We start from the raw sequence: 23,575 nt of genomic DNA, 5'->3' as shown, positions 1-23,575 counted from the left end.
GCCCGATCATAGCGGTACCGCCGGTACCGGTCAGCGCGTAGAACGCCGCGGAGGTGTCCGGCGCGTTACTCGAGACCCGGGATATTGACAGCTCTGTAAATATCTCGCGGCGAACGTTAAGAGGTTGTTAACCCGCTTGGAGTTCAGCCACACCGTCAGGAAACGTGTCGGATGTTGCCAGGAAACGTTGAGGCACAACCTGTCCAGCTCCGAGCCGGTCGTTTGCCTTGTCTGCCATTGTTTTAAGGAGAGCCCCTTGTCGTTCCTCACCGCAGATCCCGAAGCGTTGCGGGCCGCCGCCGACTGCTTGTCGAGCACCGGGGGCGCACTCGCCTCCCAGAACACCGCAGCGCAAGTTCCCACTACCGGCGTGCTGCCCCCGGCCGCCGACGAGATCTCGGCGATGCTGGCTGCACGCTTCACCACCCAGGCACAGCACTATCAACAGGTCAGTGCTCAAGCCGCCGCCATTCACGAGATGTTCGTGGCGACCCTCAATGGCAGCGCGAGCACCTATGCCGCCGCTGAAGCCGCCAACGCGGTCGCGGCCGGGTAGAGCAGGAGGCGCACCAATGGATTTCGCAGCGCTACCGCCGGAGGTCAACTCCGGACGGATGTACGCCGGCCCCGGTTCAGGGTCGCTGGTGGCTGCCTCGGCGGCCTGGACCGAGCTGGCCGCCGAACTGCACACCGCTGCCGCGAGCTACCGGGCAGTGGTGACCGAGCTAACCAGCGGCGCATGGCTGGGTGTGTCGTCGACGAAGATGGCGGCGGCGGCCGCACCGTATGCCACCTGGCTCACTGCCACCGCCGAGCAGGCGGAACTGACCGGCGCCCAGGCGATGGCCGCGGCCACGGCCCATTCGAGTGCGTTCGCCATGACCGTTCCCCCGCCGGCGATCGCCGCCAACCGAGCGCAGTTGGCCACACTGGTCGCGACGAACTTCTTCGGTCAGAACGCCCCGGCCATCGCCGCCACCGAGGCCCTCTACGGCGAGATGTGGGCGCAAGACGCGGCCGCGATGTACGGCTATGCCGCGGCCGCGGAGGTCGCATCGGAGATGGTCCCGTTCACCGCGCCGCCGCAGACCGCAAACCCGTCCGGCGTGGCAACGCAGGGCACCGCGGCCGCCCAGGCGTTGGGGCAGGGTGCTGCGCAGGCCACCGTCAACCAGGCGATGCAGGCGATGCCTGGCGCAGCGCAGTCGGTATTTCCTCCTGTCATCGGTGACCTGTTGTCCGATCTCGGGCTGTTGGGTGCCGCTCCGGTTTCGACCTTCATGCTCGCCGCTATCATCGGCGCATTCATACCGGAGTACATCCTTGGCGCTGCCGGGCTCCCGGCACCGTTCGGCTTGGAGGCGTTGTCGGCCACCTCCTTTGCGGCGGGTCTGCCATTGGGCCTGATACCGGTAGAGGGCGCCACCGCCACCCTGTCATCGGCGCCGCTGTCGGCGGGGCTCGGCAATGCGGCCTCGGTCAGCGGTTTGTCGGTTCCCAAGGCTTGGGCTACAGCCGCCCCGGAAATGCGGCTGGCCGCAGCCGAGTTCTCGACCGCGAACGTCGTCGCTGGCGAACGCGCCGGCGGGATGTTCAGCGGCATGCCGCTATTCGGTGGCGCACCGCTGATGGCGATGGACGGGCGCGGCGGCGCCGGGTCCCGAAACCACAAGGCATCCGAGGAGGACGCCAAACGCAAGGCCGTCAAGGGAAGACGGTCGACCATGTGGTGACCAGGTCAGCCCGACGCCAACCCGGCCACGATGTCGGCTGCCGGACCCGAACGGGCGGCGCGATATGCGGTCCCGGCCCACAGGCTGGTGCCGTGCGGGTCGTCCATCGCCACCGCCGCCGCCCGGATGGGAGTGGTCATGTGGTTGATCTCGGGGTATCCCACCGGCGCCACGTTGTCGAAGGCCCGAGTGAAGTCGTTCTCCAGGCTCCGCGCGTAACGCCCGGAGAACGCACACGTCACCGTGGTGTTGCCGAACTCCGGGTTCGTCAGCGCCGCACGATGCGTGGGGTTGGTGCCCGCCTCATCGGCCAGCAACAGTGCGGTGCCGATTTGAGCGGCGACCGCCCCGCGGCCCAACACCCCGGCCACAGCGGCAGCGGTGCCCAGACCGCCGGCCGCCACCAGCGGGACATCGCTGTGGGCATGGCCGATCTCGGCCAGTAGATCCTCCAGGCTGTCATTGCCCGGCTGCATGTCGGGCGCGAACGTGCCGCGGTGGCCACCGGCATCGGGGCCCTGCACCACGAGCACCTCGGCGCCGTGTGCCACCGCGATGCCGGCCTCGTAGGCCGACGTCACCGTGACCATGGTCAGGATGCGTAACGCACGCAGTCTCTCCAGCTGGTCGGGCGAAGGCGTCCCGAACGTGAACGACACCGCGGTGGGCCGCAGGTCGGCGATCACCTCGAGCTTCTCCGGCCAGCAGTCGTCGTCGCCGAAGCGGGGCCGGCCCAGCTCGACACCGTAGTGTTCGGCCAGTGGGTCCAACAGATCGGCGTAGTCGTCGAGCAGCACCACGTCGGCGCCGCTGGGTTGGGGCACAAGGAGATTGGCGCCGATCGGTCCGGTGGTGGCGTCGCGTGCGGCGGTGATCTCGTCGGCCAACTGTTGCGGAGTGCGGTACCCGCCGGCGACGAATCCCAGGCCACCGGCCGCAGACACCGCCGCGGCCAGCGCCGGCGTGCTGGGACCGCCGGCCATGGGAGCACCGACCAACGGGATCGCGAGTTCGGAGAAGCTGAACACCATCCCTCTAGCCTGCCATTAACCGGCCAGCGCCCGCAGTCGCCGCGGCAACAAGCTTTTCGACCGGTACGGACCGAGAACCGCGACACCGTAGGGCCGGTGCAACAGTCGCTTCGCCACCGCGTTGACCTCCTCGACGGTGACCGCGGACAGTTCCCGCAGCGTGCGGGAGATGGGCCGGTGCCGGCCGTAGTTCAGTTCGGTACGGCCCAACCGGTTCATCCGCGAACCCGAGTCCTCCAGACCGAGCACCAGCCCGCCGCGCAGCGATCCCTTCGCGATCCGGCATTCCTCGGCGGTGATCCCGTCGCGAGCAACCGAGTCGAGCACCTCGGCGGTCACGGCCGCCACCTCGGCGAACCGCTCCGGCTGGCAGGCGGTGTAGACCGACAGCGCACCCGCGTCGGCGAAGGTGTCCACCGACGAGTAAATCGAGTACGCCAGCCCCCGGGACTCCCGAACCTCTTGGAACAGCCGGGAACTGAGGCCCCCACCGAGAGCAGTGTTCAACACGGCCAGCGCTTGGCGGTGCTGCCAGTAGCGCCCCGGGACCCGCACACCCAGCGACATGTGGGTCTGATCGGCGTCGCGATTGATCAAGGTCAACCCGGGGGCACCGGGCACCCGGGCGGTGCCACGTCGCGGTTCGGCGGGCCGCTGGCCACGAATCAGCCGGTGCCCGAAGTGTTCTCGCACCAGTGCCACCACCGTGTCGTGGTCGATATTGCCCGCCACCGCCACCACCATCCGCTCGGGTGTGTAGCGGCGCTGGTGAAACGAGCGCAGCTGTTTGGCCGTCATCATCGACACCGACTCGACATTGCCGATCACCGGCCGTCCGATCGGGTGGTCGCCGAACAGCGTCGACAAGAACACATCACCGAGCGCGTCCTCGGGATCGTCGTCGCGCATCGCGAGTTCCTCGAGCACCACGTCGCGCTCGAGGTCGACGTCGGCGGCCGCACAGGATCCGTTGAGCACCACGTCGCTCACCAGCGCGACGGCCATCTCCAGGTCGGTGTCGAGCACGTGGGCGTAGTAGCAGGTTTGCTCCTTGCCGGTGAAGGCATTGAGCTCTCCGCCGACGGCATCCATCGCCTGGGCTATACCGGCCGCGGTGCGCGACGGGGTGGCCTTGAACAGCAAGTGTTCCAGGAAGTGGGCCGCCCCGGCCACCGTGGCGCCCTCATCGCGCGACCCCACACCGACCCAGACGCCCACCGATGCCGAACGGACCGCCGGGAGGTACTCGGTGACCACCCGCAGCCCGCCCGGCAGGGTGGTGCGTCGCAGTGTGGCGCGCGCGATGTCAGCTCTCGGTTGCCGCGGCATCGACAGGCTGAGCGGACCCCTGGCCTGAGTCGGCCGACTCAGCCGAATCTTCCACGGGCACCAGCGAGATCTTGCCGCGGTTGTCGATGTCGGCGATCTCCACCCGCAGCTTGTCGCCGACCTTGACGACATCCTCGACCTTGGCGACCCGCTTGCCCTTGCCGAGCTTGGAGATGTGCACCAGCCCATCGCGGCCCGGCAGCAGCGACACGAATGCGCCGAAGTCGGTGGTCTTGACCACGGTGCCCAGGAACCGCTCGCCGATCTTCGGCAGCTGCGGGTTGGCGATCGCGTTGATCTTGTCGATCGCGGCCTGCGCCGACGGACCGTCGGTGGCGCCGACGAACACGGTGCCGTCGTCCTCGATGGAGATCTGGGCGCCGGTCTCCTCGGTGATCGAGTTGATCATCTTGCCCTTGGGCCCGATCACCTCGCCGATCTTGTCCACCGGAACCTTGATGGTGGTGACCCGCGGCGCGTAGGGGCTCATCTCGTCGGGGGCGTCGATGGCCTCGGCCATCACCTCCAGGATGGTCAGCCGGGCATCTTTGGCTTGCGCCAGCGCACCCGCCAGCACCTGGGACGGAATCCCGTCGAGCTTGGTGTCGAGCTGCAGTGCGGTGACGAAGTCCTTGGTGCCGGCCACCTTGAAGTCCATGTCGCCGAACGCGTCCTCGGCGCCCAGGATGTCGGTGAGCGCGACGAAGCGACGCTCGGTCTTCCCATCGACCTCGACATCATCGGAAACCAGGCCCATCGCGATACCGGCGACCGGAGCCTTCAGCGGCACCCCGGCGTTGAGCAGCGCCAGCGTGGAGGCGCACACCGAGCCCATCGAGGTGGATCCGTTGGAGCTCAAGGCTTCCGACACCTGTCGGATGGCGTAGGGGAACTCCTCGACGCTGGGCAGCACCGGAACCAGCGCCCGCTCCGCCAGCGCGCCGTGGCCGATCTCGCGGCGCTTGGGCGAGCCGACCCGGCCGGTCTCACCGGTGGAGTACGGCGGGAAGTTGTAGTGGTGCATGTACCGCTTGGAGGTCTCCGGCCCCAGCGAGTCGATCTGCTGCGCCATCTTCATCATGTCCAGCGTGGTCACGCCCATGATCTGGGTCTCGCCCCGCTCGAACAGCGCGCTGCCGTGCGCCCGCGGGATCACCGCGACCTCGGCCGACAGCGCCCGGATGTCGGTGATGCCACGGCCGTCGATGCGGAAGTGGTCGGTCAGAATCCGCTGCCGAACCAGCTTCTTGGTCAGGCTGCGGTAGGCCGCGCTGATCTCCTTCTCGCGGCCCTCGTAGGTTTCGGCGAGCCGCGCGACCACCTCGGCCTTGATCTCCTCGGTGCGCTCGTCACGCTCGGCCTTGCCGGCGATGGTCAACGCCTTGGCCAGCTCGTCGGTGGCAACCGACGCCACCGAGTAGTAGACGTCGTCACCGTACGGCGGGAACAGCGGGTACTCGGCGGTCGGGCGGGCGGCAGCATCGGCCAGCTCCTGCTGGGCCTTGCACAGCGCCGCGATGAACGGCTTGGCCGCCTCCAGGCCCTCGGCCACGACGGCCTCGGTGGGCGCCTGCGCGCCGGCTTCGATGAGCTCGATGACGTTGTCGGTGGCCTCCGCCTCGACCATCATGATCGCGACGTCCGTGCCCCCGCCGGTGGCCTCGACGGCACGCCCGGCCAGCACCATGTCGAAGGTCGCGCGCTCCAGCTGCTCGATCGTGGGGAACGCCACCCAGCTGCCGTCGATGAGCGCCACCCGTGCCGCGCCGACCGGGCCGGAGAACGGCAGGCCGGCAAGCTGGGTGGAGGCCGACGCGGCGTTGATCGCCACCACGTCGTAGAGGTCCTTGGGGTCCAGGCTCAGTACGGTCACCACGACCTGGACCTCGTTGCGCAGGCCCTCGACGAACGAGGGGCGCAGCGGGCGGTCGGTGAGCCGGCAGGTCAGGATGGCGTCGGTGGACGGCCGGCCCTCGCGGCGGAAGAACGACCCCGGGATCCGCCCGGCGGCATACATCCGCTCCTCGACGTCGACGGTGAGCGGGAAGAAGTCGAAGTGGTCTTTGGGAGCCTTGCTGGCGGTGGTCGCCGACAACAGCATGGTCTCGTCGTCGAGGTAGGCGACGACGCTCCCGGCGGCCTGCTGGGCCAGCCGGCCGGTCTCGAAGCGAATGGTGCGGGTGCCGAAGCTCCCGTTGTCGAGGGTGGCGGTGGACTCGAAAACGCCTTCTTCAATTTCAATTGCAGACATGGACGCCCGTGCGGCCTTCCTGGTTCGTTCAGTTGTTTCGCGACGCCAGACATGGACCAGCGAAGAACCTGGATGCGGCTACGGTCGTCGATCGAAGCGGCCGGATCCTGCACGAACGTTCAGACCCGGCTGCCACTACCGAAGACCGCCCGACTCAGGTCTGGCTGATCGCGGGAACGTGTCCCGTCGTGACGTGCCGGAGCGACGCGCGCGGACTGCGCGGGCCACACCGATGCCCGGGCGGAACCCGGAACGGTCTCACTCTACACGGCGGCGTTGTGGCCGCCCCGAAGGTCAGCGACGCAGACCGAGGCGCTCGATGAGCGAGCGGTAACGGGCCACATCGACCTGGGCCAGGTACTTGAGCAGACGACGACGCCGGCCGACCAGCAGCAGCAGCCCACGACGGGAGTGGTGGTCGTGCTTGTGGGTCTTGAGGTGCTCGGTGAGATCGGTGATCCGCTTGGTCAGCAACGCGACCTGCGCCTCCGGCGATCCGGTGTCGGTCTCGTGCAGGCCGTAGCTGCCCAGGATCTCTTTTTTCTGCTCGGCGGTCAGCGCCACGAAAACATCTCCATCAATATCGTCCCGCGAATGAAATGACGGCGGCCACCGCGGACTGCAGCTCGCCGACCCGGGAGTCTAGCAGCGGCGCGGCGGCTGAGCCCAATCCGCGTTCGGGCCAGGCGACCGGTCAGTCACCGGTGAGCAGGTCGCGGGTCTTCTCGACGTCGGTGTTCATCACCGCCACCAGATCCGCCACGGCGTCGAACTTCTCCTGCCCGCGGATCCGGCTGACGAAGTCGACGGCCACCCGCTGTCCGTACAGGTCGGCGGTTTGGTCGAGCACGAATGCCTCAACGGTGCGCGCCCGCCCGGAAAAGGTCGGATTGGTGCCCACCGACACCGCGGCCCGGCAACGCTGACCGGCGACGACGGTGCCCGGCACCGGGCCGTGTCCCAGCACGGTGAACCACGCGGCATACACCCCGTCGGCGGGAATGGCCGCATATGCCGAGGGCGCCACGTTGGCCGTCGGGAAGCCCAGGTCGCGTCCGCGGCCGTCGCCGCGCACCACCAGTCCCTCGACGCGGTGCGGCCGCCCGAGAGCCTCGGCCGCCGCAACGACGTCGCCGGCGTCCACGCATGACCGGATATAGGTCGAGGAGAAGGTGACCGGCTGCGTCACGTCCGAGTCGGCGCGCTCGGCCACCAGCGACACCGATTGCACACCGAACCCGAACTGTTCGCCGGCGCGGCGCAGCGTCTCGACGTTGCCCGCCGCCTTGCGGCCGAAGGTGAAGTTCTCCCCGACCACCACCTCCACCACGTGCAGGTGCTCGACCAGCAGTTCGTGGATGTAGCGGTCCGGGGTGAGCTTCATGAAGTCGGTGGTGAACGGAATGACCAGGAACACGTCCACGCCGGCCTGCTCGACCAGCTCGGCGCGGCGCGCCAAGGTGGTGAGCTGAGCCGGGTGGTTGCCCGGGTAGACAACCTCCATCGGATGCGGATCGAAGGTCATCAACACTGTCGGCACCCCGCGGGCCTTGCCGGCCTTCACCGCGTGCGCGATCAGTTCGGCATGGCCACGGTGCACACCGTCGAACACTCCGATGGTGAGCACGCACCTGCCCCAGTCTGTGGGGATCTCGTCCTGCCCCCGCCACCGTTGCACAACCGCAAGCCTAAACTGTGTGCCGTGAGCCCTTGGGAGCAGTCGGACGGGCTGACTACCGTCGCCCAGGACTACCTGAAGGTCATCTGGACCGCGCAGGAATGGTCACCCGACAAGGTCAGCACCAAGATGCTGGCGGAGAAGATCGGTGTCTCGGCGAGCACCGCCTCGGAGTCGATCCGCAAACTCGCCGACGCCGGCCTGGTGGACCACGAGAAGTACGGCGCGGTGAGCCTCACCGAAGACGGTCGCCGGGCGGCGCTGGCCATGGTGCGCCGGCACCGTTTGATCGAGACGTTCCTGGTGCGCGAACTGGGCTACGGCTGGGACGAGGTGCACGATGAGGCCGAGGTGCTCGAGCACGCGGTGTCCGACCAGATGATCGCGCGGATCGACGCCAAGCTGGGGTTCCCGCAGCGCGACCCCCACGGCGACCCGATCCCGGGTCCCGACGGGCAGGTGCCCACTCCCCCTGCCCGACAGCTGTGGGAGTGCGAAGACGGTGATTCCGGAACGGTGGCGCGCATCTCCGACGACGACCCGGAGATGCTGCGCTACTTCGCCCAGGTTGGCATCAGCTTGGATGCCCGGGTGCGGGTGCTGACCCGTCGGGAGTTCGCCGGAATCACCTCGGTGGCCATCGAGGCGCCCGGGGCGCCAGACGGCGAGCAGGCCACGATTGACCTGGGAAGCCCTGCTGCACAGGCGATCTGGGTGGTGTAGCCCCTACTTGAGGTGACCGACGAGCTGTCCCTGCTCGCCGAACAGCACACGGCGCCAGGTGGTTTCCAGCTCGGTGGTGTCGATCTGGTCGGGATGGAAACCGGCCTTCTTGAACGGACTCATCGCGGAATAGAAGCCCTTCCACATCGGGTTGCGCAGCCTCGCTTAGCATCGACGGATGGCCAAACTTGAGCTCTCCCGCGACCTGACGCTGTCTCCGGGACAGGCGTGGGCCCACGTGTCCAACCTGGCCGAACTCGGCGACTGGCTGTCCCTGCATCAGGGCTGGCGGTCCGCGCTGCCCGACGAATTGGCCGTCGGCACGACGCTGGTCGGGGTGGCCGGAGCCAAGGGGATGCGCAACCGGGTCAGCTGGACGGTCCGCAAATACGAGCCCCCGGCGTTGCTGGAAATCAGTGGCGAGGGTGTAGGCGGCACCAAGTACGGGTTGGCGTTGGCGATCGCTCCCGCAGCCTCCGGCTCCCGGTTCACGCTGCGGCTCGATATGGGTGGCCGGCCACTGTTCGGGCCGATCGGGGCCACCGCCGTACGCGCGGTGAAGGGCGATATCGAGCGGTCGATCAAGCAGTTCGAGACGCTGTACGCCTGAAGCCGTCAGGTGCCGGCACCGTCGAAGCGCGCCCGGCTCGTCTCGATCACCTAAGACAGCAGCCCCTTGGCGATGTGGGTGACCTGGACCTCGTTGCTGCCGGCGTAGATCATCAGCGACTTGGCATCCCGGGCCAACTGCTCCACCCGGTACTCGGTCATGTAGCCATTGCCGCCGAACAACTGCACTGCCTCCATCGCGACCTCGGTGGCCGCCTCCGAGGAGTACAGCTTGATCGCCGACGCCTCGGCCAGCGTCGGGATCTTGCCGTGCTTGGCCTTCTCCAGCGTCTGGAACACCATGTTCTGCACGTTGATCCGGGCGACCTCCATCTTGGCCAGCTTGAGCTGGATCAGCTGGAACTGGCCGATGTTCTGGCCCCACAGGGTGCGGCTCTTGGCGTAGTCGACGCAGAGTCGATGGCACTCGTTGATGATTCCCAGCGCCAGTGCGGCAACCCCGACCCGTTCGGCGACGAAGTTGGCCCGGGCACTGTCGCGCCCGTCGCCGCCGGTGTGCTCTTCGGTCTCACCCAGCAGCCGGTCGCGCCCCAGCCGCACGTCGTCGAAGAACAACTCACCGGTCGGCGAGGAGTGCATGCCCATCTTCTTGAACGGCTTGCCCTGGGTCAGGCCCGGCATGCCGGCGTCGAGAACGAAGGTGAGCACCTTGCGGTTGCGCGGGTCGGCGCCGTCTTGTTCGTCCAGCTTGGCGTAGACGATGAGGGTGTCGGCGTAGGGACCGTTGGTGATGAACGTCTTCTGGCCGTTGAGGATGTAGTCGTCACCGTCCCGCCGGACGTAGGTCTTCATCCCGCCGAACGCGTCGGAGCCGGCATCCGGCTCGGTGATCGCCCAGGCGGCGATCTTCTCCAGGGTGACCAGCTCCGGCAACCAGCGCTCCTGCTGAGCCAGGGTGCCGCGCGACAGGATCGTGGCGGCCCCCAGGCCGAGACTGACACCGACCGCGGCGACCAATCCCAAGCTGACGCCGGCGAGTTCGCTGACCAGGATCAACCCCATCGAGGCCTGGGCGCCCAAATCACCCAAGCCACCGTCGGACGCCGCGGCCGTCTCGGTCCCGGACTCGCCTGCCTGCTTCGCGTGCGCTTTCTCCAAGCGGCTTTTGATGGCTTCGGCCGCGATCACATCGATCCCGAAGTCGGCGAACAACTTCCGCAGGATCGGATACGGCGGCAGCTCCCCGCTTTCCAGTGCGTCGAGGTTCGGCCGTACTTCGCGGTCGATGAATTCTCGGACGCTGTCCCGGATGAGCTCGTCGGTGTCGGACCATTCGATCATTGCGGCAACCTTGCTGCGATGTCGTCGATCTGCCACACCCCGTCGGTCTCGATGGTCTCGGTGTCATGCCATCCGGCCAGCGCCGAGATGGCACCACCCTGGACCGCGTAAACCTTCCCGGTGACCGGGCATTTGTCGGTCGCCAGGTAGGCCACCAGCGGGGAGATGTTGGCCGGACTGAACAGGTCGACCTCGCCCTCCTCCGGTTCGGCCATCAGTGCACCCATCCCGGGGGTGGCCAGGGTGAGCCGGGTGCGGGCGATCGGCGCGATCGCGTTGACCCGCACCCCGTAACGATCCAACTCTTCGGCGGCGATCAGGGTCAGCGCGGCGATCCCCGCTTTGGCCGCACCGTAGTTGGCCTGCCCGGCGTTCGGCAGGGTCACCCCGGAGCCCGATGCGGTGTTGATCACCGCGGCGTTGGGCTGATCGCCGGCCTTGCTCTGCGCCTTCCAGTACGCCGCGGCGTGGTGCAGCATCGCGAAGTGGCCCTTGAGGTGCACATTGATCACCGCGTCCCACTGGGATTCCGCCATGCCGGGGATGAAGGCGTCCCGCAGGATGCCCGCGTTGTTGACCAGCACATCGAGCCGGCCGAACTCGTCGATCGCCTGCTGCACCAGGCCTTTCGCTCCATCCCAGCTGGAGATGTTCTCGGTGTTGGCCACCGCCTTGCCGCCGGCGGCAGTGATCTCCTCGACGACCTGCTGCGCCGGCCCGGCGTCGGAACCCTCCCCGGCATTGCTGCCGCCCAGGTCATTGACAACGACACTGGCGCCCTCGGCGGCGAACAGCAGCGCGTGCTCGCGGCCAATGCCGCGACCTGCGCCGGTGATGACGGCGACCCGTCCCTCCAAAGCTGCCATTGGTATTGCTCCCTTGATCAGTCTGCGATGACGGCCAGGCCGTCGGTGATGGCGAATTCCTCGCCGGCGTCCCCATTGCGGGCGGTCTCGAACGCATACGTCGTCGTGTCGCCGTTGCGTCCGGTCTGCCAGATCCGGGTCTCCAGGTCGTCGCCGGGCCGCACCATCTTGGAGAACCGCACCGCAAGTCGCTTGAGCCGGTTCACATCCGAACCGCCGACTTCGGTGAGCACTGCCCATGAGGCGAACGCCATGGTGCACAGCCCGTGGGCAATGATGCCGGGCAAGCCGGCATCGCGGGCGACCTCCTCGTCGAGGTGGATCGGCATCGGGTCGCCAGCGGCCGGTGAGTAGCGGAACGTCTGGTCGTCATCGACGTGCTGGGTGACTTTGACCAGCGGCGCCGCATCGCGCAGTACCGCGTCGAACTTGTGGTTCGGCACCTGCTCACCTACCGCGTCGCCGGCGTCGATGCCGCGGAAGAAGCCGATCAGGTACTGCTCGTTGACCAGTTCGTCGTCTGCGGCGCGGGTCTCGAGGTGAATCGACACCCGGGCACCAGAGTCCACCGTGTCGTAGCCGATCACCCGTGCCCGCGAAGTCAGCTTGTCCCCCGGACGGATCGGTCGATGAAAGTGGAAATCCTGTTCGCCGTGCACGATCCGGCCGAAGATCTCGATCGGTACGACATCGAGCACCGGTGCCATCAGTGCGTCGAAGGCCGGCACGATCGCGAACACCGGCGGGGCGACGTCACCGCTGCGGTGCGCTTCGATCGGATCGTTGGTCGCCGCCGCGTACTCGGCGATCCGCTCCCGGGTGACCTCGAAGGTCTCTGGATCGGCCCAGATGTTCAGGCCCGCGTCGTCGAATTCGGTTACCTGTCCGGCCATGTCAGGCGGCCGCCGACGCCAGTGCCTCGAGCTGTGTGAGCGTCTTGTCAAGTTGCTTGGCGCCATCCTTCTCGACCGCCTTGCCCAATGCGCCCTTGATCAGCGCGCCCTCGAAGTCGCCGGCCACCTTGAACTCCGAGCCGTCGCCGGACGGGGTCACCGAGAACTGGAACTGGCACTTCACGCCGGCCATACCGGTCCCGGACATGGTCAAGCTGGTCGGGGCGTCGACGTGGTCGACTTTCCATTCGACCTTGTTGGCCATGCCCAGCATCACGATCTTGGCGACCAGCGTGGTGCCCTCAGTGAGCGTGGCCGGCGGCTCCTGCAGCCACTTCTCGTGAATGGTGAACCACTGGTCCCAGGTCGACGGGTCGGCGACGGTTGCCCACAGCGCGTCCGGGCTGACCGACAGTTGCTTGGTGGCCTCGATGTGTCCCATGGTTTGGCGCTCCTTTGTTTCCGTGTTGACGTGGCTGGGATTTCAGCGCTCAGCGCGCTGGTAAGCCGTGACAACGGCGGCGCCGCCGAGGCCGATGTTGTGCTGCAGGGCCGCGGTGACGCCGTCGACCTGGCGCTTGTCGGCGGTGCCGCGCAACTGCCAGGTCAGCTCGGCGCATTGCGCCAGACCGGTCGCGCCCAGCGGGTGCCCCTTGGAGATCAGCCCGCCGGAGGGGTTGACCACCCAGCGCCCGCCGTAGGTGGTGTCGCCGTTGTCGATCAGCGTGGGCGCCTCGCCCTCGCCGCACAGGCCGAGCGCCTCATAGAGCAGCAACTCGTTGGCGGAGAAGCAGTCATGCAGTTCGATCACCTGAAAGTCTTGCGGGCCCAGGCCGGACTGGTCATAGACCTGCCTGGCGGCCTGCACGTTCATGTCGTAGCCAATGAGGTTCTTGGCTGTCTCGTTGAAGGTGGAGGCGAAGTCGGTGGTCATGGCCTGCCCGACGATCTCAACCGCCTGTGCTGCCAGTCCGTGCTTGTCGACGAAGGCCTCGCTGGCCAGGATCGCCGCGCCCGAGCCGTCTGAGGTCGGTGAGCACTGCAGCTTGGTCAGCGGGTCGTAGATCATCCGTGAGCCCAGGATGTCCTCAAGGGAATATTCGTCCTGGAACTGCGCGTAGGGGTTGTTCACCGAATGCTTGTGGTTCTTGTACCCGATTTTGGCGAAATGCTCGGCGGTGGAACCGTGTTGCTTGATGTGCTCGCGGCCGGCGGCACCGAACATCCACGGCGCGGGCGGGAACAGCACCTCGGAGATCTCGGCCAGGGCCAGGATGTGGCGCTCCATCGGCTGCGCGCGGTCGTCGTAGGACGCCTCCAGCGAGCCCGGCTTCATCTTCTCGAAGCCCAACGCGATGGTGCAGTCGGCCAGCCCCCCGCGGATCGCCTGCGCGGCAAGGTAGAGCGCGGTCGACCCGGTCGAGCAGTTGTTGTTGACGTTGACGATCGGGATGCCGGTCAAACCCAGTTCATAGAGCGCCCGCTGCCCCGAGGTGGACTCCCCGTAGACGTAGCCGACGTAGCCCTGCTGCACCTCGCGGTAATCGATGCCGGCGTCGGCCAGCGCCTTGGTGCCGGACTCCCGTGCCATGTCGGGGTAGTCCCACGCCGAGCCGTCGTCGTTCTGCCGGCGACCCGGCTTCTCGAACTTCGTCATGCCGACGCCGATCACATACACCTTGTTCGCCATCATTCTCCTTCGCATCCCGGCCAGCGCCTAGAAACATACAGACCTGATTGCATCTTTACAAGGAGGCCGACGGAACCGCTGGATATCGACGGGTTACCTGACGACGCCGCGCCCCGAAGAGAGTCGCGAAACCGACGTCTCGGCGAGATCAGTCGGGCTGCGGCAATACGCCGGCAGCGACTTGACGCAGGTGCACGCAGGCCCGCTCCCAGCGCCGCCGAGCGCGCTGCGGGTCGTCGTCGACGAAGTTCGACACCAGGATGCCGCGCAGCACGTCCATCGCGGTGTAGACGACGTTGCGGATCTCCTTCTGCGCGGGGTGCTCGGGCATCAGCTGAGCGATTGCGGCGACCAGGGTCCCGTTGACGACGGCTTCCACTCTCTCGATGTGCTGAGCGAGCACTCGATCTGTGCGGGCGGCGACCCAGAGTTCTACTGTGGCAATGAACATCGGCCCCTGGTGGGCCTCCCACAAGAAATCAAGAGCCGTCGCCACCGGGTCAGGAATCGATCGGACCTGGCCGAGTTCGCGGATGGCGGCGCGGGTGCGCTGCTGGGCCAAGTGCTCGACGGCGGCGACGACGAGGTCTTCTTTCGACTTGAAGTGGTGGATCTGCGCTCCCCGGGTGACGCCGGCCAGTTCGGCGATACGTGGCGTGGTGGTGCCGGCATAGCCGTAGGCCACCAGGCATTCGATGGTGGCGTCGAGAAGTCGTTCACGCATGGCGGCACTGCGCTCGGCCTGGGTGCGCCGCACCGCAGGTGCACTACCGCTCGCAGCCATCCGTCACCTCCGCCATTCGGTTTCCTGCCCGACTCGCGCGTCAGCATAGCGTCGCAGGGACGCGTTTACATACGTTCTCATGGGTATGCAACTTTGTGGATGGCCGCATCCGCTCACCAGAGCATGTGCACCTGTTCGGCCCAGCCGAGCAGACCGTCGACAGCGACACTCGACCCGTCGTCGGTGCGGATCCGGCCGGTGTAATGCCCGAAGCACTGATGGGTGCCGGGCAGCGGCGACCGGTGATGGAACGGGGTGAACGTCAGCTCCACCTGGTCCGAGTCGGGCGTGCGGATGGTCCACGGCCCGGTGTATTGCGGGTAGTGCCAGTCCAGTTCGGCGCTGATCTTGGTCAGCCGGCCGTCTACGCAGAGCGCGTTTTCGGTGCTTCCGGTGCCGACCGTCCACTTGCCGCCCAGCTGGAGGCCGACGGTGCGGCCGTCGGTGTGGCCGGAGGCCGCGCCCCAGTTCCACAGCGTGTTGGCCGGCCAGCGTCCCCGCCCGTGGTCGAGTACACCCCAGCCGTCGGCGAAGTCGTACGTCGTGTCGCCGACCCGCACCGGGCCCGACGCCGGCCGGGCGGTGTGCTTGGCGGTGTACTGAAACCGGTGCCGGCTCCACGGCACCACCACGGCCAGCGTCTCGTGTCCGGGCGGCAGGGCCACGAACAGGTCACCGGTCATCGGTCCGGCCGAGGTCTTGCAGGAGAACCTGATCCGGGCGCCTTCGGGCTCGGTGCGCAGCTCGATCGCCACCGTGCCGCGGGCGGTGGCCGGGCCGTCGCCGAGGCTGGCGGGCAGGCTTATCCGCCAGCCGCCCGGGTGCAGACAACTCCGGCTGACTTCGCGTCCCGAATAGTCCAACAGGTAGACATTGCTCACGCCGAGGTAGTCGAGGTTGGCGACGGTTACGGCGACCAGGTGGGTGGGTGTGGTGACACACCAATACTCCCACCGCTTGGTGCGGCCCCAGCCGCGTAAGTTGCAGCGGTGCAACGGAGTTCGGGTCCAGCCCACGGCAGCGGGGTTGAGTGAGCCGAACGCGTCGCACAGATCGACCGTCTCGGTGATCTCATGCTCCTGGGCGACCATCGGCGAACTATAGCGTCGCCGGCCGGATGACGACCACCGACTTGGTTCGCTTGCCGGAGTCTTCCAGCAGCGCGATCACCCGCCCGTCGGGCGCGGCGGCGGCGTAGATGCCGTCGATTCCGGCCGGCGTCAGCGGCCGGCCGTGGCTGACGTCGAGTGCCTCGTCGGCGGACAGGGCGCGGCGTGGAAACGTCTGCAGGCAGGCCTCATCCAGGCTGTAGCTCAGCCGCGGGTTCTCCCCCAGCTCCTCGAGGGTGCGGGCCTGATCGAGACCGAAGCTGCCGGCGCGGGTACGCCGCAGCGCCGTCAGGTGCCCACCCACCCCCAGTTCGTCGCCGAGGTCGCGGGCCAGCGCCCGGATGTAGGTGCCCGCCGAACAGTCCACCTCGACGTCGAGATCTATGAAGTCGCCCGCGCGCCCGGCGTCCAGCAACTCGAATCGCTCGATGCGCACCGGCCGGGCCGGCAGCTCCACCGCGTTGCCCTCCCGCGCCAGCTGATAGGACCGCTTACCGGCGATCTTGATGGCGCTGACCGCCGAAGGCACCTGCGCGATATCACCGCGCAGGCCGGCGATCGCTTCGGCGATCTGTGAATCGGTGAGGTGGTCGGCTGAAACCGTCTGCAGCACTTCGCCTTCGGCGTCTTCGGTGGAGGTGGTCTGACCCAACCGGATGGTGGCGGCGTACGACTTCGACGACGTGGTGAGCAGCCCCAGGATCTTGGTGGCCCGTTCGATGCCGACCACCAGCACCCCGGTGGCCATCGGGTCCAGGGTGCCGGCGTGGCCGACCTTGCGGGTGCCGAAGAATCTGCGGCACCGGGCCACCACGTCGTGGCTGGTGATTCCGGCGGGCTTGTCGACGACCACCAGGCCGGGTTGCACGCTCACAGCACGATCGCGGTCAGCACCAGCCCGCCGGTGACCGACCACCGCCCGCGCAGCTCGGTCAGCGGCGGGCCGGACAGCGCCGCGGGGTCGATAAGGATGCGGGAGACGAAGCTGCCATCGGGGTCGAAGGTGATGTGGGCGTCCTCGAAGCCCAGCCACCGTCTGGTCAGTGGAAACCACACCTTGTAGGTGGCTTCCTTGGCGCAGAACAGGATCCGGTCCCAGTGCTGACCGGTCGGCAGGCCGGCCAGTTCGGCACGTTCGGCGGGCAGACTGACGGCCTCGAGCACACCGTCGGGCAGCACATCGTGCGGTTCGGCGTCGATACCCACCGACCGCACCTCGGCGTCGCGACCCACCACCGCACCGCGGAAGCCCGCGCAGTGCGTCAGGCTGCCGACCACACCGTCGGGCCAGCAAGGCTCGCCCTTCTCCCCCTTGAGGATCGGCGCCGACGGCTGACCGAGCTCTTCCAATGCGAGCCGGGCGCAGTAGCGCACCGTGACGAATTCATTGCGGCGCTTGGCGACCGAACGCGCGACCAGCGGCTCCTCCTCGGGCAGCGGAGCCAGCCCGGGCGGGTCGTCGTAGCGTTCGGCCCAGGCCAGCGACGGTGCGGGTTCGAGCACCGTGTTCAGCAGTCTGCTCATCGGGACTGCCGCTGCCGTAGCCGTTCGGCGAACTTCGCCCTGGCCGCCCGCATCTCGTCGGTGATGACGAAGTGGCCACCGAACTCGTTGAGGTATCCCGGCGGATACTGCGGGTCGGGCAAGACCTGCCGCAGCCACCGGTGTGGCCTGCGGACCCGCCACTCCCGCGGGTAGCCCACCGAGACCTCCTCGAAGCGCACCCCGTCGTAGAAGGTGGTGCGCGGGATGTGTAGGTGGCCGTAGACCGAACAGGTCGCGTTGTAGCGGGTGTGCCAGTCGGCGGTTTCGACGGTGCCGCACCACAACGAGAACTCCGGATAGAACAGCGCATCGCAGGGCTGGCGCACCATCGGGAAATGGTTGACCAGCACGGTCGGTGTCATCCAGTCCAGGTCCTCGAGCCGCTTGCGGGTCACGGCGACCCGGTCCCGGCACCAGGCGTCCCGGGTGCCGTACGGCTCCGGAGACAACAGGAACTCGTCGGTGGCCACCACGTTGTTCTCCCGCGCTACGGCCAGACCTTCGGCCTTGGTGGTCGCGCCCGCCGGCAGGAACGAGTAGTCGTACAGCAAGAACATCGGAACGATGGTGGCCGGGCCACCCTCCTCGGTCCAGAGCGGGAACGGGTGCTCGGGGGTGATGACCCCCATCTGGTCGCACATGTCGACCAGGTAGTCATAGCGCGACCGGCCGAACACCTGCATCGGGTCCTTGGTGGTGGTCCACAGCTCGTGGTTGCCGGGCACCCAGATCACCTTGGCGAACCGCTTCCGCAGCAGGTCCAGCGACCAACGGATCTCATCGGTGCGTTCTGCGACGTCACCGGCCACGATCAGCCAGTCGTCGGGCGTCGCCGGGTGCAGCGACTCGGTGACCGGCTTGTTTCCCATATGGCCGGTGTGCAGGTCGGAGATCGCCCACAGGGTCGGCCCGTGCGAGGTCCGCGGCTCGGGGATGGTCACGATCGTCCAGCCTAGCGATCCCCTCCGGCCAGACCGCCGAGGGCGAATTGGAACGTGTTCTCGCTTTTGCTGCAGTAGCCCGAGCCGCAACTTGTACACTCCCGGGGAAAGTCCGGCGGAAGCGAGGAGTGGCATGCTCACCAAACTGCGCCTCGCCACGGCGTTCAGCGCGCTGGCGATGGCCATCGTGATGGTCTGGCAGCAGACGCCGACCGGCGACGGCGCAGACGCAGCCGGGGCGCACGGGGTGCAGTTGCGCTCCACGGCAGCGCCGCTGGCGCCGCCGCCCACCTCCAGCAAGCCGGTCAACCTCACCAATCCCCGCCCGTTCGACGCCTGCGAGGACATCCCGCTCGACGTGATCGCCCAGCTGGGGCTGGCCTTCACCCCGCCCAAGCCGGTGGAGGGCGTACGCTGCGAATTCGACGCCGGTAACTACCAGATGGCCGTCGAGACGTTCGTGTGGCGCAGCTACGACGAGTCGATCCCGGCCGACGCGATCGAGATGGACATCAACGGCCACCGCGCGGCGCAGTACTGGGTGATGAAGCCCACCGAGTGGAACAACCGCTGGTGGTTCTCCTGCATGGTGGCGTTCAAGACCAGCTACGGCTTGATCCAGCAGTCGCTGTACTACTCGCCGGTGTACTCCAACCCCGACACCGACTGTCAGACCGAGAACCTGATGCGCGCCCACCAGCTGGCGCCGCACTACAAATACTGATCAGGGTGACGACGGCCCGCCGCCTCACCGGCCCCCGCTTCACCGATGTCGTGCTGAACCGGGCGGCGCTGCGGCGGCTACCGGCGCCCACCACCGGCTACACCGTGCACCGGGAGGCGATCCCGATGCGCGATGGCGTGTTGCTGCGAGCCGAGCGCTACCAGCCGACCGGCGACGCGGTCGGCACCCTGCTGGTGCGCTGCCCCTACGGACGGGGCTTCCCGTTCTCGCTGGTGTTCGCCCGGATGTATGCCGCCCGCGGCTATCGGGTGATCCTGCAGAGTGTGCGCGGCACGTTCGGCTCGGGCGGCGTGTTCGAGCCGATGGTCAACGAGGCCGCCGACGGCGCCGACACCGTGGCCTGGCTGCGCACCCAACCGTGGTTCACCGGCACGTTCGGCACCATCGGGTTGTCGTATCTGGGATTCACCCAATGGGCGCTGCTGGCCGATCCGCCGCCGGAATTGGCTGCGGCCGTCATCACCGTCGGGCCACACGATCTGTACCAGTCGACCTGGGGCGCCGGGTCATTCGCGCTCAACGACTTCCTGGGCTGGAGCCACATGATGGCCCACCAGGAGGACCGGCCGCGGATCCGGGCCGGTATCAACCAGCTCACCGCCCAGCGGAAGGTGCGGCGCGCCGCGGCCCGACTGCCGTTGGGTGCCGCGGGGCGGGCGCTGCTGGGCAACGGGTCACCCTGGTACGAATCCTGGGTCGAGCACCCCGAGCGCGACGACCCGTTCTGGGATCGGTTGCGCCACCCGGCGGCACTGGAGAACTCGCGGGTCCCGGTACTGCTGCTGGGCGGCTGGCAGGATCTGTTCCTGGATCAGACCCTGGCCCAGTACCGGGCGTTGCGCGACCGGAACGTCGATGTGGCGATGACGATCGGCCCGTGGACACACACCCAGATGCTGACCTCCGGTCTGGGCCGGGTCACCGCCGAGTCGTTGCAGTGGCTGGAGACCCATCTGCGGGGCTCGACCACATCGGTACGGCCGAGCCGGGTCCGGATCTTTCGCACCGGTAAGGGCTGGGAGGACCGACCGGATTGGGAGTCGGCCGATGCCACCGATGCCTGGTACCTGCAGCCCGGCGGCCGGCTCGCCCCGCGCCGCATGAGCCCGGCGGCTCCGGCGGTCTCGTTCCGGTTCGACCCCGCCGACCCGCCGCCCACGATCGGGGGCCGCCTGCTGTCCCCCGCCGCCGGCTACCGCAACGACAGCCGGCTACACCGTCGCGACGACGTGCTCGGCTTCACCGGCGAGGCATTGACCGAGGACCTGGACGTGTCCGGGGTCCCGGTGCTGGAGTTGGACCACAGCTCCGACGTACCGGACGTCGACCTGTTCGTGCGGGTCAGCGAAGTCGACCGGAAAGGCCGCTCGGTCAACGTCACCGACGGCTACCGCCGGTTGCAGCACCACACCGGCCGCGTGTGTATCGAGTTGGACGCCATCGCGCACCGTTTCGCCGCCGGCTCCCGGATCCGGGTGCTGATCGCCGGCGGCAGCCACCCGCGGTACGCGGCGAACCTCGGTACCGGAGAAGCGCCGATCAGCGGCGTTCGGGTGCAGCCGGCGACGCACACGGTGCGGTTCGGCGACTCACGGTTGCTGCTGCCCCGCGACCCCTGAGACGGCCAGTTTGCGGCTCTTGTCCGCGGGTATACCCGCTGCTGGCCGCCGCAGCCGCGTGGCATCACCTGAGCGCCGAATACGCCGGAGTCGCCGACGAACTCGACACCATCGTGGAGACGGTATCGACAGCCTCGTGGCAGGGACCGACCGCCGATCGGTACCTGACCGCGCATCCGCCCTTCCTGGCCTGGCTCCGGCAGGTCCGTTCGGCGGTCGGCATCCGGGCCGCCGCGCAGCAGATCGTCGGGGGCGCATACGATTCGGCGCTGGCGGTCATGCCGACGATCCCGGAACTCACCGCGGACCATGTCGCACACGGAACGCTGGTCGCCACGAACTTCTTCGGGATCAACACCATTCCGATCGCGCTCAACGAAGCCGACTACGCCCGTATATGGGTGCAAGCCGCCACCGTCATGGCCGGCTACCACACGACCGCCGGTGCGGCGCTGGCGGCGTCGCCGACGTCGGGATCGCCACCGCCGATTGCGAAGTCCGATGGCACAACCGATCCGAACGATCCGTTCGGTCTGGAGGCGCTGCTGTCCAAGCTGCAGCGGTTCGAGGGCGCGAGCAATCCGCTCGAGCTCATCTGGCCCGGGAACCCCTTCACCGCTTACCCGCCCGGAACCGATCTTGGTGGCGCGTTCTCCGATATCTGGACCAGCTTCACCCAGGGCTTGTTCCTCTACGATCCGCAGACGCTCGCATTCGCCCAGAATCCGGTGCAGTGGATCGCCGCGTTTGCACTTGCCGCAGTGCAACTCGTCACGCACCGGATCTTCGATCTATTGCAGCTGGTCTACAACTTTCCGCAACTGCTGGCGGCCGCCGTTCCGCAGCCCCACCATGCCGATGCTTCCCGCCGGTTGGCGCGACGGCGCGACCTGATGCAGTTCGACACCCGCGGACCGACTGTTATCACTGGCCGCGGACCGCGGCGACGGCTTTGACCAACAGGTCCGACATCAACCGCTGCGGATCCAGCTGCTGATCCGCGCTGCCCATGACGACGATCGACGTCCGATCGTTGAGCGCCGCCGTGTAGAGGTAGTCGGGATCCTCCTCGGGATCGGCGACGGTCAGCTTGACGCCTGTGGTGCTGACCCCGGGGATGGCCGGCGCGGGAATGCGCTCGACGGTCCCCGTCGCCTGCGGTGAGCCGGACAGCGAGATCCGATCGCAACCGACCGGATCATCCGCAGTTGCAACTGGTTTCGGCGACCGCATGGCGACGACGTACATGTTGCCCTGGTCGCCCTGCCCGATCACCCCGGCAGCCTCAGTACCCACCGTGGGATCGACATACGGCGGGATGACCACTGAACGGCACTGCGGCGGATCGAACTGGGCGTCGGTGAACGCGACGACACCCGATCCGGCGATGTCCTGCTGCCCCAGCGTCTTGGCCGGGTGCGCTTGCGCCGTGAAGCCCTCCGGAAAGTCGTCCTTGACGGCATCGACCCGCGAGATGTCATACGCTGCCGCGTCCTGCGTCGACTGCGCTGCGGCAGGCCGCGGCGCAGCCGAACCCGCCGGAGCGGACTCCACGCTGCGGTCGCATCCGGCGAGAATCGCCGCCACGCCGAGCACCGTCATCAACGCCACGCCGTGACGGGCGGAGCCCCGCCGCCCGCCGTCAGCATTCGGCGCGGCCGATTTCGCGGTCACCACCACCACCAGCGATGCCACCAGTGGTGATGGTGATGCCACCAGTGGTGGCCCCACCACTGCGGCATCGACCCGGTTTGCCGACCGGCGGCGAAGTCGGTCGGCACACGATCAGTGGCCAACTCGCTTCCGGCCGTGATCGGATTCCCGAGCTCGACCTGGACCGCGGCGGGCGGGTCGCCGACCATACCCGGGGCGGCCTGCGCCGACGCTGCACCGCCGACGAGCAGTGCGCCGGCGACCGTGCCGGCACCGATAACGCCGGCCGCCAGACGGCGGCATGAATTCATGGATACCGACATTTCACCCTCCTCGTTCGAGGCCTCTCCGGCTTACTTTCCCTTATATTGCGACGCTAGCACCGCGTCGGGCCTCCAAACAATGGCAAGAATATATTTTCTACGTCCGCGATAGATAAATTTTGGTCCGCACTGGCGCATGAGATAAAACGTCTTCCGCGCAGGTAGCGGCTGATTTACTGATCTACTGAACCCCTGATTCACGCATCTCCGTATTTAATGAAATCACGCCCGCTATCGGCATCTGATCGCGCTCTATATTGACCACTGCTAATTGTCTCCTGATCGGTATCGATGGCGACTGAATTCGCGCCGGGATAAACCAGGGCAACCACCGATCCGACCACTCCCCGGACGCTCGCGCGGCAGGCGGGCTAGGCTGGCGTCAGTATCAGAGTGAGGCCCTACCAGAGACCGAAGGTCCACATGATGAGCACTGCCAGCGACCCCCTCGACAATCACGGTCTCGGCGTCCAGGCACCCGACTGGTCGCCGGCACGCGAGACCGGCATGAAGCCGACCGAGCCGATCCCGCTGCGCCAAACCCGCACCCGTCGCACCGTCGACCTGTCGCCGGCCCAGCACCGCGGCCTCGACGTCTGGCAACGTGAGGCCGCCGATCGGGTGGGGTGTGCCCGGATCACCGGCCAGGAGGTCATGACCGCCCTCATCGACCAACTGCTCGCCGACCCGGACTTGTCGGCGCAGATCATCCGCACCCTGCGGTCCCGGCGCTAGTCAGCCGTTCTGCTGC

The 23,575-nt window shown here is 67.7% G+C and carries 25 protein-coding genes; 8 read left to right on the top strand and 17 right to left on the bottom strand.

Features of this window, described 5'->3' with window-relative positions; genetic code table 11:
• Positions 1 to 256: 256 nt before the first annotated feature.
• Positions 257 to 556, top strand: a complete 300-nt coding sequence (locus G6N19_RS17470) for a PE family protein (protein ID WP_013829461.1) — start codon at positions 257 to 259, stop codon at positions 554 to 556.
• A gap of 16 nt (positions 557 to 572) precedes the next feature.
• Positions 573 to 1,733 (top strand): PPE family protein, encoded by a 1,161-nt coding sequence (locus G6N19_RS17465; RefSeq protein WP_013829462.1) that lies wholly within the window; start codon positions 573 to 575, stop codon positions 1,731 to 1,733.
• A 5-nt stretch (positions 1,734 to 1,738) separates the two neighbouring features.
• On the opposite strand, the gene G6N19_RS17460 is transcribed toward G6N19_RS17465, so the two are convergent.
• The 5 genes from G6N19_RS17460 to G6N19_RS17440 all read right to left on the bottom strand — a co-directional run bounded on the left by G6N19_RS17460 (position 1,739) and on the right by G6N19_RS17440 (position 8,022).
• Entirely contained in the window at positions 1,739 to 2,764 is a 1,026-nt protein-coding gene (locus G6N19_RS17460) for a nitronate monooxygenase (RefSeq protein WP_013829463.1), read from the bottom strand.
• Between the two features lie 15 nt (positions 2,765 to 2,779).
• Complete coding sequence (locus G6N19_RS17455) at positions 2,780 to 4,093, bottom strand: M16 family metallopeptidase (protein WP_013829464.1); 1,314 nt, start codon at positions 4,091 to 4,093, stop codon at positions 2,780 to 2,782.
• The gene (locus G6N19_RS17450; protein ID WP_013829465.1) at positions 4,071 to 6,344 is read right to left on the bottom strand and encodes a polyribonucleotide nucleotidyltransferase; all 2,274 of its coding nucleotides are present in this window, start codon (positions 6,342 to 6,344) and stop codon (positions 4,071 to 4,073) included. Before G6N19_RS17450 ends, G6N19_RS17455 begins: the two co-directional genes overlap by 23 nt.
• A gap of 294 nt (positions 6,345 to 6,638) precedes the next feature.
• A complete protein-coding gene (gene rpsO / locus G6N19_RS17445; RefSeq protein WP_013829467.1) occupies positions 6,639 to 6,908 on the bottom strand; it encodes a 30S ribosomal protein S15 in 270 nt (89 codons plus the stop codon).
• 130 nt (positions 6,909 to 7,038) lie between these two features.
• Positions 7,039 to 8,022 carry a bifunctional riboflavin kinase/FAD synthetase gene (locus G6N19_RS17440; RefSeq protein ID WP_041318200.1) on the bottom strand — a complete coding sequence of 328 codons (984 nt, stop codon included), beginning with the start codon at positions 8,020 to 8,022 and terminating at the stop codon, positions 7,039 to 7,041.
• 24 nt (positions 8,023 to 8,046) lie between these two features.
• On the opposite strand from G6N19_RS17440, the gene mntR reads away from it, so the two are divergent.
• Complete coding sequence (gene mntR, locus G6N19_RS17435) at positions 8,047 to 8,745, top strand: manganese-binding transcriptional regulator MntR (RefSeq protein WP_232062419.1); 699 nt, start codon at positions 8,047 to 8,049, stop codon at positions 8,743 to 8,745.
• Between the two features lie 178 nt (positions 8,746 to 8,923).
• A complete protein-coding gene (locus G6N19_RS17430) occupies positions 8,924 to 9,355 on the top strand; it encodes a type II toxin-antitoxin system Rv0910 family toxin (protein WP_041318203.1) in 432 nt (143 codons plus the stop codon).
• A gap of 50 nt (positions 9,356 to 9,405) precedes the next feature.
• Here G6N19_RS17430 and G6N19_RS17425 read toward each other — a convergent pair whose 3' ends face one another.
• From G6N19_RS17425 to G6N19_RS17380, 10 genes are all read right to left on the bottom strand, one after another.
• Positions 9,406 to 10,656: an acyl-CoA dehydrogenase family protein gene (locus G6N19_RS17425; protein WP_193465360.1), complete on the bottom strand. Its 1,251-nt coding sequence runs from the start codon at positions 10,654 to 10,656 to the stop codon at positions 9,406 to 9,408.
• The gene (locus G6N19_RS17420; protein WP_013829473.1) at positions 10,653 to 11,522 is read right to left on the bottom strand and encodes an SDR family oxidoreductase; all 870 of its coding nucleotides are present in this window, start codon (positions 11,520 to 11,522) and stop codon (positions 10,653 to 10,655) included. The genes G6N19_RS17425 and G6N19_RS17420 overlap by 4 nt, the downstream gene beginning before the upstream one ends.
• Before the next feature lie 17 nt (positions 11,523 to 11,539).
• Positions 11,540 to 12,415: a MaoC/PaaZ C-terminal domain-containing protein gene (locus G6N19_RS17415; RefSeq protein WP_013829474.1), complete on the bottom strand. Its 876-nt coding sequence runs from the start codon at positions 12,413 to 12,415 to the stop codon at positions 11,540 to 11,542.
• Position 12,416: 1 nt separating this feature from the next.
• The gene (locus tag G6N19_RS17410) at positions 12,417 to 12,857 is read right to left on the bottom strand and encodes a type II toxin-antitoxin system Rv0910 family toxin (RefSeq protein ID WP_013829475.1); all 441 of its coding nucleotides are present in this window, start codon (positions 12,855 to 12,857) and stop codon (positions 12,417 to 12,419) included.
• Between the two features lie 42 nt (positions 12,858 to 12,899).
• Positions 12,900 to 14,105, bottom strand: a complete 1,206-nt coding sequence (locus G6N19_RS17405) for a lipid-transfer protein (RefSeq protein WP_193465359.1) — start codon at positions 14,103 to 14,105, stop codon at positions 12,900 to 12,902.
• Between the two features lie 148 nt (positions 14,106 to 14,253).
• A complete protein-coding gene (locus G6N19_RS17400) occupies positions 14,254 to 14,889 on the bottom strand; it encodes a TetR/AcrR family transcriptional regulator (RefSeq protein ID WP_041318205.1) in 636 nt (211 codons plus the stop codon).
• Between the two features lie 113 nt (positions 14,890 to 15,002).
• Positions 15,003 to 15,980, bottom strand: coding sequence for a DUF2804 domain-containing protein (locus tag G6N19_RS17395; protein ID WP_193465358.1), 978 nt, complete (start codon positions 15,978 to 15,980; stop codon positions 15,003 to 15,005).
• A 7-nt stretch (positions 15,981 to 15,987) separates the two neighbouring features.
• Positions 15,988 to 16,872 (bottom strand): tRNA pseudouridine(55) synthase TruB, encoded by an 885-nt coding sequence (truB, locus tag G6N19_RS17390; protein ID WP_193465357.1) that lies wholly within the window; start codon positions 16,870 to 16,872, stop codon positions 15,988 to 15,990.
• Complete coding sequence (gene pptT / locus G6N19_RS17385; protein ID WP_193465356.1) at positions 16,869 to 17,522, bottom strand: 4'-phosphopantetheinyl transferase PptT; 654 nt, start codon at positions 17,520 to 17,522, stop codon at positions 16,869 to 16,871. Before pptT ends, truB begins: the two co-directional genes overlap by 4 nt.
• Positions 17,519 to 18,412, bottom strand: a complete 894-nt coding sequence (locus G6N19_RS17380) for a metallophosphoesterase family protein (RefSeq protein WP_232062718.1) — start codon at positions 18,410 to 18,412, stop codon at positions 17,519 to 17,521. The genes pptT and G6N19_RS17380 overlap by 4 nt, the downstream gene beginning before the upstream one ends.
• A 205-nt stretch (positions 18,413 to 18,617) precedes the next feature.
• Between G6N19_RS17380 and G6N19_RS17375 the strand changes: the two genes are divergently transcribed.
• Genes G6N19_RS17375 through G6N19_RS17365 form a run of 3 tightly spaced genes read left to right on the top strand, consistent with a single transcriptional unit; the run spans position 18,618 to position 21,804 of the window.
• Entirely contained in the window at positions 18,618 to 19,208 is a 591-nt protein-coding gene (locus G6N19_RS17375) for a DUF3558 domain-containing protein (protein ID WP_013829482.1), read from the top strand.
• 50 nt (positions 19,209 to 19,258) lie between these two features.
• The gene (locus G6N19_RS17370) at positions 19,259 to 20,848 is read left to right on the top strand and encodes a CocE/NonD family hydrolase (RefSeq protein ID WP_232062717.1); all 1,590 of its coding nucleotides are present in this window, start codon (positions 19,259 to 19,261) and stop codon (positions 20,846 to 20,848) included.
• The gene (locus tag G6N19_RS17365; RefSeq protein WP_232062716.1) at positions 20,845 to 21,804 is read left to right on the top strand and encodes a PPE family protein; all 960 of its coding nucleotides are present in this window, start codon (positions 20,845 to 20,847) and stop codon (positions 21,802 to 21,804) included. The genes G6N19_RS17370 and G6N19_RS17365 overlap by 4 nt, the downstream gene beginning before the upstream one ends.
• Here G6N19_RS17365 and G6N19_RS17360 read toward each other — a convergent pair.
• Both G6N19_RS17360 and G6N19_RS17355 read right to left on the bottom strand, forming a co-directional pair.
• Positions 21,773 to 22,543, bottom strand: coding sequence for a DUF5642 family protein (locus G6N19_RS17360; protein WP_013829485.1), 771 nt, complete (start codon positions 22,541 to 22,543; stop codon positions 21,773 to 21,775). The genes G6N19_RS17365 and G6N19_RS17360 overlap by 32 nt on opposite strands.
• Positions 22,519 to 22,824: a hypothetical protein gene (locus G6N19_RS17355; protein ID WP_158019478.1), complete on the bottom strand. Its 306-nt coding sequence runs from the start codon at positions 22,822 to 22,824 to the stop codon at positions 22,519 to 22,521. Before G6N19_RS17355 ends, G6N19_RS17360 begins: the two co-directional genes overlap by 25 nt.
• Before the next feature lie 426 nt (positions 22,825 to 23,250).
• Between G6N19_RS17355 and G6N19_RS17350 the strand changes: the two genes are divergently transcribed.
• Positions 23,251 to 23,559, top strand: coding sequence for a hypothetical protein (locus G6N19_RS17350; protein ID WP_408632448.1), 309 nt, complete (start codon positions 23,251 to 23,253; stop codon positions 23,557 to 23,559).
• The last annotated feature ends 16 nt before the right edge of the window (positions 23,560 to 23,575 follow it).

It is taken from the genome of Mycobacterium novum (assembly GCF_010726505.1).
GTDB classification, from domain to species: Bacteria; Actinomycetota; Actinomycetes; order Mycobacteriales; family Mycobacteriaceae; genus Mycobacterium; species Mycobacterium algericum.
This window is presented reverse-complemented; position numbering and strand designations above follow the sequence as displayed.

Excerpts from the sequence above, each read along its gene's own strand:
- G6N19_RS17355 (WP_158019478.1), bottom strand. The coding sequence starts at position 22,824 with ATGTCGGTATCCATGAATTCATGCCGCCGTCTGGCGGCCGGCGTTATC.
- G6N19_RS17430 (WP_041318203.1), top strand. The coding sequence starts at position 8,924 with ATGGCCAAACTTGAGCTCTCCCGCGACCTGACGCTGTCTCCGGGACAG.
- G6N19_RS17375 (WP_013829482.1), top strand. The coding sequence starts at position 18,618 with ATGCTCACCAAACTGCGCCTCGCCACGGCGTTCAGCGCGCTGGCGATG.
- G6N19_RS17460 (WP_013829463.1), bottom strand. The coding sequence starts at position 2,764 with ATGGTGTTCAGCTTCTCCGAACTCGCGATCCCGTTGGTCGGTGCTCCC.
- G6N19_RS17465 (WP_013829462.1), top strand. The coding sequence starts at position 573 with ATGGATTTCGCAGCGCTACCGCCGGAGGTCAACTCCGGACGGATGTAC.
- G6N19_RS17450 (WP_013829465.1), bottom strand. The coding sequence starts at position 6,344 with ATGTCTGCAATTGAAATTGAAGAAGGCGTTTTCGAGTCCACCGCCACC.
- G6N19_RS17420 (WP_013829473.1), bottom strand. The coding sequence starts at position 11,522 with ATGGCAGCTTTGGAGGGACGGGTCGCCGTCATCACCGGCGCAGGTCGC.
- G6N19_RS17380 (WP_232062718.1), bottom strand. The coding sequence starts at position 18,412 with ATGGGAAACAAGCCGGTCACCGAGTCGCTGCACCCGGCGACGCCCGAC.
- G6N19_RS17405 (WP_193465359.1), bottom strand. The coding sequence starts at position 14,105 with ATGGCGAACAAGGTGTATGTGATCGGCGTCGGCATGACGAAGTTCGAG.
- G6N19_RS17410 (WP_013829475.1), bottom strand. The coding sequence starts at position 12,857 with ATGGGACACATCGAGGCCACCAAGCAACTGTCGGTCAGCCCGGACGCG.
- G6N19_RS17425 (WP_193465360.1), bottom strand. The coding sequence starts at position 10,656 with ATGATCGAATGGTCCGACACCGACGAGCTCATCCGGGACAGCGTCCGA.
- pptT (WP_193465356.1), bottom strand. The coding sequence starts at position 17,522 with ATGAGCAGACTGCTGAACACGGTGCTCGAACCCGCACCGTCGCTGGCC.
- G6N19_RS17350 (WP_408632448.1), top strand. The coding sequence starts at position 23,251 with ATGAGCACTGCCAGCGACCCCCTCGACAATCACGGTCTCGGCGTCCAG.
- G6N19_RS17400 (WP_041318205.1), bottom strand. The coding sequence starts at position 14,889 with ATGGCTGCGAGCGGTAGTGCACCTGCGGTGCGGCGCACCCAGGCCGAG.
- G6N19_RS17455 (WP_013829464.1), bottom strand. The coding sequence starts at position 4,093 with ATGCCGCGGCAACCGAGAGCTGACATCGCGCGCGCCACACTGCGACGC.
- G6N19_RS17415 (WP_013829474.1), bottom strand. The coding sequence starts at position 12,415 with ATGGCCGGACAGGTAACCGAATTCGACGACGCGGGCCTGAACATCTGG.
- G6N19_RS17395 (WP_193465358.1), bottom strand. The coding sequence starts at position 15,980 with ATGGTCGCCCAGGAGCATGAGATCACCGAGACGGTCGATCTGTGCGAC.